This is a genomic window from Microcoleus sp. B3-A4 (genome assembly GCF_036705385.1).
Classification (GTDB): Bacteria; Cyanobacteriota; Cyanobacteriia; order Cyanobacteriales; family Microcoleaceae; genus Microcoleus.
This window is the reverse complement of record NZ_JAUBUI010000168.1, coordinates 1-3,734: the sequence shown is the minus strand read 5'-3', so window position 1 is coordinate 3,734 and position 3,734 is coordinate 1. Positions and strand designations below refer to the sequence as shown.

The 3,734-nt window shown below is 44.5% G+C and carries 6 protein-coding genes; 2 read left to right on the top strand and 4 right to left on the bottom strand.

Going from position 1 to position 3,734, the window contains the following annotated elements; genetic code table 11:
* The first annotated feature begins 49 nt into the window (after positions 1-49).
* Both QUB33_RS28860 and QUB33_RS28855 read left to right on the top strand, forming a co-directional pair.
* On the top strand, positions 50-499 hold the full coding sequence (locus QUB33_RS28860) for a hypothetical protein (RefSeq protein ID WP_333357921.1): 450 nt from the start codon (positions 50-52) through the stop codon (positions 497-499).
* A gap of 51 nt (positions 500-550) precedes the next feature.
* Entirely contained in the window at positions 551-1,420 is an 870-nt protein-coding gene (locus tag QUB33_RS28855) for an SPFH domain-containing protein (protein WP_445299571.1), read from the top strand.
* Between the two features lie 68 nt (positions 1,421-1,488).
* Here the strand turns inward: QUB33_RS28855 and QUB33_RS28850 are convergent, their stop codons facing one another.
* The 4 genes from QUB33_RS28850 to QUB33_RS28835 form a co-directional block, all read right to left on the bottom strand.
* The gene (locus QUB33_RS28850) at positions 1,489-1,776 is read right to left on the bottom strand and encodes a DUF433 domain-containing protein (protein ID WP_333357919.1); all 288 of its coding nucleotides are present in this window, start codon (positions 1,774-1,776) and stop codon (positions 1,489-1,491) included.
* Positions 1,777-1,870: 94 nt separating this feature from the next.
* Positions 1,871-2,080 carry a type II toxin-antitoxin system HicB family antitoxin gene (locus QUB33_RS28845; RefSeq protein WP_333357915.1) on the bottom strand — a complete coding sequence of 70 codons (210 nt, stop codon included), beginning with the start codon at positions 2,078-2,080 and terminating at the stop codon, positions 1,871-1,873.
* Positions 2,080-2,334 (bottom strand): type II toxin-antitoxin system HicA family toxin, encoded by a 255-nt coding sequence (locus QUB33_RS28840; RefSeq protein ID WP_333357912.1) that lies wholly within the window; start codon positions 2,332-2,334, stop codon positions 2,080-2,082. The genes QUB33_RS28845 and QUB33_RS28840 overlap by 1 nt, the downstream gene beginning before the upstream one ends.
* Before the next feature lie 98 nt (positions 2,335-2,432).
* Positions 2,433-3,734, bottom strand: a 1,302-nt coding sequence (locus tag QUB33_RS28835; RefSeq protein ID WP_333357908.1) for a serine/threonine-protein kinase, incomplete at its 5' end; no start/stop codon positions are given.

Here is a 3,734-nt window from a genome sequence, read left to right as displayed (position 1 = left end):
AAATGCTTAAGCTTCGGTGCGCCTACCTTAACGGCTCAATATCCGTTTGATGCTCAAAAGCGCAAAACCGGGATGCTCCCCGATTATTCCCAATCACGACAACTTCCAAAACGCGCAGAAATTTATCAGCGGCGGCGGGCGGCGCGGTTTGCAGGAACAGGTTTTGCTTTCCGGTTCTTGGAATTTAAATCCTTGGTTTGTCGGGGTGGAACAAGTGCCGATGACCGAAATCCCGATCGGCTATGTCGGCGCGGTGATTTCCTATGTCGGCAAAACCTCTGAAGATGTGAGCTGCGCTGCTTTCACTCACGGAAATTTAGTAAATGTCGGCAATAAAGGCGTTTGGGGAACTCCCCTTTATCCTGGGAAACATCCGCTGAATACTCGCATTTTGAAAGTAGAGTTAGTGCCGACTACTAATATAGTATTTAATTGGTATGGCAAAACAGAAAGGCACAGTTACGATTCTAAACTTTCGTCTTTAACCGTGCGTTATTAAGACGGTTTTGCCTTTGATTTAGAAGTAGCTCAGATTATTCACGTCGGCGCTTTGGATGCTCCGAAAGTTATCTCTCGCGTTGGTTCGATGCAGAACTTAGTTGACCACGTATTGCAGCCGACAATCGGGAATTATTTCCGCAATTCGGCTCAAGCTTATTCTGTACTAGATTTTCTCTCCGCAAGAAGCGGCAGGCAAGCGGAAGCTGCCGAGTATATCAAAGCAGCTTTCCGAACCTACGACGTGCAGGTAATTGATACTTTAATCGGGGATATTTTGCCGCCTGCAGAGTTGATGCAAACTCAAACAGATCGCAAAATTGCTGAGGAACAGTGCAAGACTTATGAGGTACAGCAATTAGCACAAACTCAGCGGCAACAATTGGTGCGGGAAACCGCGCTGGCTGAGATTCAACAAGAGATGGTGAAATCGGAACAAGGCGTGAAGATTTCTGAGTTGAAAGCGAATTCTCAGGTTAAACAAGCTCAAGGCGAAGCGGAGTCGATTCGGGTGAAGGGAAATGCTCAAGCTGAAGCTTATCGCGCGGGTGTTGTAGCTTTGGGTGGTTCGGGTTATACCGCTTTGCAGTTAATGCAAATTATAGGCGATCGCAACGTGCGAGTAGTGCCGGATGTTGCGGTAACAGGCAACGGTAGCGGTGGCGGTTTGGTTGATGGTTTGCTGGGAATGATGATGTGGAATCAAACGAGCAAAAATGGAGAAAATGGCGGGGAGTTACCTGTAGTTAATTTACAGAAATCCGAGCCGACTGTTTTGGAATCTGCGACAAAGTTACCAGTAGCAAAGGTGCATTCAGCAAAGCCGCCGGAATCTCGCGCTAATTCCCCTGTTGCGAATTCTGAGGCTGATATTGATTCGCGGTTTGATGAATTGCCGTTTGACGATCGATCTTTTAGTTAGGCTGTACAGCTTGTACGATAGAATACTCAGATACCCTAACTTCTTTAAGAAGTCAGGGTATCTAACGATTAACTCCCCACTTTGTGTTCATTGGCTAAGCAATCGCACTCAGCTTCTTCAATCGCAATATCGGCATCAATTTGCTCTTTATTGGCGTAGTAGTAAGCTAATGCTGCATGAACTTGTGCTAAATTTAAGTGGGGAATTTCTGCAATAATTTTTTCTGGTTTTATCCCCATTTTGTACCAAACAGCGATTCGTTGAACTGTTATTCTAGTGCCTGCGATGCGGGGGCAATTTCCACAGGTTTCTGGTGTGGAAATGATGAGAGTGCCAATATCAGTTAAAGTTGGCATAGGTGAATCTGGGGTTAAAAATTATAATTCAAGTAGAGCATAAATTTATTATCCTTGAATTTTACCGACTTAATTTATGAAATATTTTGCTCTACTACCGTGCTTCTACATACTCACAGAGAGTAGTTGGTTCGGGAATGGGTAAACCCTCCTCTCGCAACCCTTCTAAGTGAAATTCGATCGCTTCTTTAATTTGCTGCTGTACTTCCGCAAGGGTAACGCCTGTAGCTGCACATCCTGGTAAATCTGGCGCATAAGCTGAATAGTTATTGGGTGTTTTTTCGATCACGATGGCATAACGCATTAGTTGAGATCCTCATCTTGATGATTGGTTTCGACTTCGTTAGGTTTTTGTTGCTCTTTAACTTCTTTGAATTGAGCTTGTTTTAGAATATTATTGGATGTACCAGGAGCCAAATCGTCAGATAGTTTACCGGGAACTGTAACTACACCTGATTTAGTAGGATGTTTGTACTGGCGGTGACTCCCTCGCGTTCTAGCTAGATACCAACCGTCTGCCTCTAGTTGTTTAATGATATCTCTGACTTTTATTGGCATTTATTATTAATGTAAGTAGCAGGTAATGAAATGACTAAAAGGCGATAACTTCATAAAAAAAGGTTCTCAAAAAAAGACTTGACAAAGGGCTGAAATCGCTATAGATTACAGCTTACAGCTCTCGATGGGAGAGAAGAATACACCCCCACCATCCCAAAACCCCCCAAACCACCAAAAACACCAATCCTGGGGAGGTGACCCGTAGGTGCTTGTTTATTAAAGGTTAGGTCACTTTTGTTCAACCAACTGCATCCTTTTCGCCAACCCACACGATCGCCCAGCTTGCATTCAGTCTCATAATCAACTTTACCGCCTACTTCCAACCAGATTTTTTTCTGGACGCTAAAGCCAAAACGACCCTGACTGTATTTTACCCAGAATTGGTCGATCGTCCGCAAATCATCGCAAGGAAAATTCTCGATCGATTCCCTATCGAACCAACCTTCCTTCTCCCGTCTCCCAGCTTTCAGCATCACCTTGAGTGTTTCCTCATCAGCCTCTTGCCACTTCCCCGCCGCCAATAAATCCCGCAGGCGAGTATAGTCAACACCCCTCGCTGATTTAAGCTGTACCGAAACATCGGCAACTGTTGGCGGAATCGGTTCCCGCAGATAACTCAACCAATCTTTCCTCGACTGCGGCCGCTTTTGCGGTTCGGATGCCATCCCTTTTTCTATTGCTAAACTCACCCAATCTTTCACCCCAAAATCTTTCGCAGGTGGCAATGCTTCATTTCTAAAATGCCGATTGAGGGAAGCTGTTGGCACTTGTCCCGTTACCGCATAATACAAAGAAGCAGCCAAAGCATAAATATCAACCGTTGGTTTACCACTACCTTCAATATGCTGTTCCCAAGGAGCAAAAGCAGGGTTATGAGGATGTCGGCTACTAATAATAGTTGGCATTAATTCACTTGCAAGACCAAAATCAATTAATACTGCTTGCCCGTTGGGACGCAACATAATATTACCCGGATGGGCATCTCGATGGACAATTCCTGCTTGGTGAATATCACTTAATGCTTCTCCAATTTGGCGGATCATTGCCACTGCTTCTGTATCCGGGAGTCGCCCCCGTTGCCGTACTGTATCAAATAAACTTTGACCGACGATTAAATCCATTACCAAACAGTGAAGGCCTTTTTCCTCAAACAAATCGCTAATGCGGACAATTCCCGGATGCGCGTTTTGGCAAAATTTGGCTAAGATTTGCCCTTCGCGGATAAATCTGCGGACAAAGTTGGCGTATTCCGGGTCATTTTGCAAACTCAGATTTGGCGTTTTGAGGACAACTTGATAGTTAAGTTGCAAGTGTGTGGCCTTGTAAGGACTGAAGAATAAATAACTTGATGGATTGTCGGATATAATCAAAAATAGCGCCCTGATTGCTATTTTCTCTAA

Excerpts from the sequence above, each read along its gene's own strand:
- QUB33_RS28860 (WP_333357921.1), top strand. The coding sequence starts at position 50 with ATGCTCAAAAGCGCAAAACCGGGATGCTCCCCGATTATTCCCAATCAC.
- QUB33_RS28850 (WP_333357919.1), bottom strand. The coding sequence starts at position 1,776 with ATGCCAACTTTAACTGATATTGGCACTCTCATCATTTCCACACCAGAA.
- QUB33_RS28845 (WP_333357915.1), bottom strand. The coding sequence starts at position 2,080 with ATGCGTTATGCCATCGTGATCGAAAAAACACCCAATAACTATTCAGCT.
- QUB33_RS28840 (WP_333357912.1), bottom strand. The coding sequence starts at position 2,334 with ATGCCAATAAAAGTCAGAGATATCATTAAACAACTAGAGGCAGACGGT.